This is a genomic window from Streptomyces sp. NPDC059456, assembly GCF_042750055.1.
Taxonomy (GTDB): domain Bacteria; phylum Actinomycetota; class Actinomycetes; order Streptomycetales; family Streptomycetaceae; genus Streptomyces.
In genome coordinates, this window is record NZ_JBHYVA010000760.1 from 1 (window position 1) to 3,885 (window position 3,885).

Genomic DNA, 3,885 nt, shown 5'->3' on the forward strand with positions numbered 1-3,885 from the left:
GGGGGGGGGGGGGTCCCCCCGCGGGTCGCGCCCACCCCCGCGGGGGGGGGGGTGGGCCCCGGGGGGGGCTGTCCGTCATTCTGTCTGGTGGGGGGGGGCGGGCGGTGGGGAAGGGCCTACGAGGCCCAGGCGCCCGGCGCGATGAAGGACGTTCGGGGGCGCAGGGGCAGCTTGTACACCCGGGCCTCCGTCGGGGAGGCCTGGGCCTCGTGCTGGAGCCGGATCCGGGCGGTGAGGAGCACGGCCAGGGCCGCGACCTCCTCCGCGGTCGGGTTGCCCCTGGTGATGCGGATCGAGGCGGCGATCGCGAGGGCGGACGTGTCGCCGACGGGGTCCGGGGTGGGGCCCGGAGCCGGCGTGGGCGCGCTCACAGCGGGACGTTCCCGTGCTTGCGGCTCGGCTGCTGCGTGTGCTTCGTACGCAGCATGTCGAGCGTGGTGATGAGCCGCGCGCGGGTCTCGGCCGGGTCGATGACGTCGTCGACGAGGCCGCGTTCGGCCGCGTAGTACGGGTGCATCAGCTCGGTCTGGTACTCCTTGATCTTCTGCGCGCGGGTGGCGTCGGGATCGTCGGAGGCGTTGATCTCGCGGCGGAAGATGACGTTGGCCGCCCCCTCCGCGCCCATGACGGCGATCTCGTTCGAGGGCCAGGCCAGGGCGACGTCCGCGCCGATGGACCGGGAGTCCATCACGATGTACGCGCCGCCGTAGGCCTTGCGCAGGATCAGGCTGATCCGCGGGACGGTCGCGTTGCAGTACGCGTACAGCAGCTTCGCGCCGTGCCGGATGATCCCGTTGTGCTCCTGGTCGACGCCGGGCAGGAAGCCGGGAACGTCGATCAGGGTGACCAGCGGGATGCTGAACGAGTCGCAGAACTGGACGAAGCGGGCCGCCTTCTCGGACGCCTGGATGTCCAGGACGCCCGCGAGGTGGGCCGGCTGGTTCGCGACGATGCCGACGACGTGGCCGCCGAGGCGGGTCAGGGCGCAGACGACGTTCTGCGCCCACTGGGCGTGGACCTCGAAGAAGTCCCCGTGGTCGGCGACCTCCTCGATGAGGTCGCGGATGTCGTAGCCCTGGGTGGGCTTGGCCGGGACCAGGTCGAGCAGGCTCTCGCAGCGGCGGTCCACCGGGTCCTCGAGGTCGCCGGCGGGGGCGAGTTCACGGTTGTTCGACGGGAGCAGGGACAGCAGGTGGCGCACGTCCTCCAGGCAGCTCTGCTCGTCGTCGTAGGCGAACGCGGCCACGCCCGAGGCGCCGGCGTGGCTGTCGGCGCCGCCGAGGTGCTCCATGGTGACGGCCTCGCCGGTGACGGCCTGGACGACGTCGGGGCCGGTGATGAACATCTGCGAGGTGCCGCGGACCATGAAGACGAAGTCCGTCAGCGCCGGCGAGTACGCGGCGCCCCCCGCGCAGGGGCCCAGGATCACCGAGATCTGCGGGATGACGCCGGAGTTGCGGACGTTGCGCTGGAAGATGCCGCCGTAACCGGCCAGCGCCGTGACGCCCTCCTGGATGCGGGCGCCGGCACCGTCGCACAGGCCCACGATCGGAGCGCCGGCCGCCTCGGCCAGGTCCATCAGCTTGTGGATCTTCTCGGCGTGGGCCTCGCCCAGCGCGCCGCCGAAGATCCGGAAATCGTGGGCGTACGCGAAGACGGTGCGGCCGTGGACCTTGCCCCAGCCCGTGACGACCCCGTCCGTGTGCGGCTTCTTGTCCTCCAGGCCGAAGCCCGAGGCACGGTGCTTGCGGAGCTGCTCGACCTCGCTGAACGTACCCTCGTCAAACAGGAGCTCGATGCGCTCGCGGGCGGTCAGCTTGCCCTTGGAGTGCTGGGCTGCGGTGGCGCGTTCGCTCGGTCCGGCCTCGGCCAGCGCGCGTACGGCGTGCAGTTCCGCGGTGCGCTCGCGCAGTGAAGCGAAGCGGGTCTCCTCCCGGCGCGGGGAGATCGGAGCCGCGGGTCGGGAGTCCGGCGCGAGTACGGTCTCCAGTGGTCTTTCCTCGACGATGCTCATACGGGCCCTTTCGACACAGAGGCACCGGGTCCGGCCGGTGTCGCGTCGCCCAGCTTCACCGCGGGCGCTACAGCTTGGCTTGATTCCCGCCCGGGAGCCGGTCGAGCTCCCGGTCGGCGCCCCGGTTTCCGGCCGGGAGCGGGCCTGTTCACACGGGGTCCAGCAGTCCCGAGACCATGGCGACGAACCCCTCGTCGAGCATGGTGGACACGGCGGTGTCGCGGGACGGATCGAGGCCGGCGTCGTGGCAGGCGACGCTGACGAGGTAGCGGCCGAGCACCGGATAGGTGCCGAAGGCCCACTCTCCGTGGGCGGCGGGCGTGCCGTCGGGGGCGAGCAGACCGCTGTCGCCCGTACGGCCCGTGGCGAAGCCGAATTCCGAGAAACCCATGCGCAGGCCCTGGCCGAGGGCCTTCGTGTACGCCTCCTTCAGCGTCCACAGGCGCAGCATGCCGGCGGTCTGCTCCGCCTCGGGGAGGGCGGCGAGCTCGGCCCGCTCGGCCTCGGTGCACACCTGGTTGCGCAGCAGGGAGAAGGCCAGCCTGCGGTCGGCGGGTTCGGTGTCGATGCCGATGCGGCCGTTGCGGCTGATGCCGACCGCGATCAGGTCGTCGGTGTGGGTCAGGCTCAGGTCGATCTGGTCCAGGCCGCGCAGGTACGGGCGTCCACCGGGCTTGTACGAGAGGTCGAGCTTGGCCGGATCGGTACCGAGGGCGGCGGCGGCCGTGTAGCGGACCGCGAGCCGGGAGGCGACGAAGCGGAACCGGATGGTCGGGTCGGTGGTGTGGCGGTAGCGCTGCCAGTCCCGGCCGAGGAGGGGGCGCAGGGCGGGCTCCGCGAGCGCGGCGGTGAGCCATTCGCCCCACGTGGTGAACACCGAGGCGTTGCCGCGCCGGGCCATGCCGTCGCGCACCCCTTCCCAGGGGCCGGCGGGACCGGTGACGTGGACCGGGGCCGTGATGCGCCGCGGGGAGTGGTGCTGCGCGGTGTCGTGCTGCGGGTCTTCCATCGGCATCGCCCTCTCTTGCATGTGTTTCCGCTGGCGGCGGCGGTGACGCGGCGCTGTCACGCTCGGCGGGCCGGGTCGAGGAATCCTCGAAACCCGCTTGAGGAGCGCCACAGACTCCACCGCGGAACCCTCGGTACCGCCCCGCGGCCCACACCCCGGCGGCCCGGGCCCCGAACGCGGCCACACCGGGGCCACACCGGAGCCGGGCCGGGGCCGGGCCGGACCACGGCAGGGCAGGGCACGGCAACGCCGGGACCGGGCCGGACCGGACCGGACCGAGCCTGGGCAACGCCGGGCCGGGCCAGGCCAGGCCGGACCACGGCAGGGCAGGCCGGACCACGGCAGGGCACGGCAACGCCGGGACCGGGCCGGACCGGACCGGGCCTGGGCAACGCCGGGGCCGCGCCGGGCTCACACCGGCACCGCGCCGGACCGGGCCGGGCCAGGCCGAGCCAGGGCAACGCCGGGCCAGGCCAGGCCGAGCCAGGGCAACGCCGGGCCGGGCCGGGCCGAGCCAGGGCAACGCCGGGCCGGGCCGGGCCGAGCCAGGGCAACGCCGGGCCGGGCCGGGCCGAGCCAGGGCAACGCCGGGCTCGCACCGGGACCGCGCCGGACCGAGCCTGGGCAACGCCGGGACCGCGCCGGGGCGGGCCAGGCCAGGCCAGGCCAGGCCAGGCCAGGCCAGGCCAGGCCAGGCCAAGGCAACACCGGGGCGGGCCGGGCCGGGGCAGCGTCGGGGCCTCGCCCGGGTCGGGGCCGCAACGGGGCCGGGCCGGGTGTGGTCCGCCGGACCGCCCGCTCGGGCGGGGTTTTGATATGTTCAAGATCGACCACCCCTGTAGGAAAGGCTTCGACCCTGACC

At 74.1% G+C, this 3,885-nt stretch carries 3 protein-coding genes; all 3 read right to left on the minus strand.

The genetic code is table 11. The features are described 5' to 3' along the window. Positions 1 to 116 precede the first annotated feature (116 nt). Positions 117 to 371, minus strand: coding sequence for an acyl-CoA carboxylase subunit epsilon (locus ACFXA3_RS37940; RefSeq protein ID WP_385195088.1), 255 nt, complete (start codon positions 369 to 371; stop codon positions 117 to 119). Further along, positions 368 to 2,014, minus strand: coding sequence for an acyl-CoA carboxylase subunit beta (locus tag ACFXA3_RS37945; RefSeq protein WP_385195090.1), 1,647 nt, complete (start codon positions 2,012 to 2,014; stop codon positions 368 to 370). The genes ACFXA3_RS37940 and ACFXA3_RS37945 overlap by 4 nt, the downstream gene beginning before the upstream one ends. A gap of 148 nt (positions 2,015 to 2,162) precedes the next feature. Next, complete coding sequence (locus tag ACFXA3_RS37950) at positions 2,163 to 3,029, minus strand: 4'-phosphopantetheinyl transferase family protein (protein WP_385195092.1); 867 nt, start codon at positions 3,027 to 3,029, stop codon at positions 2,163 to 2,165. Between the last annotated feature and the right edge of the window lie 856 nt (positions 3,030 to 3,885).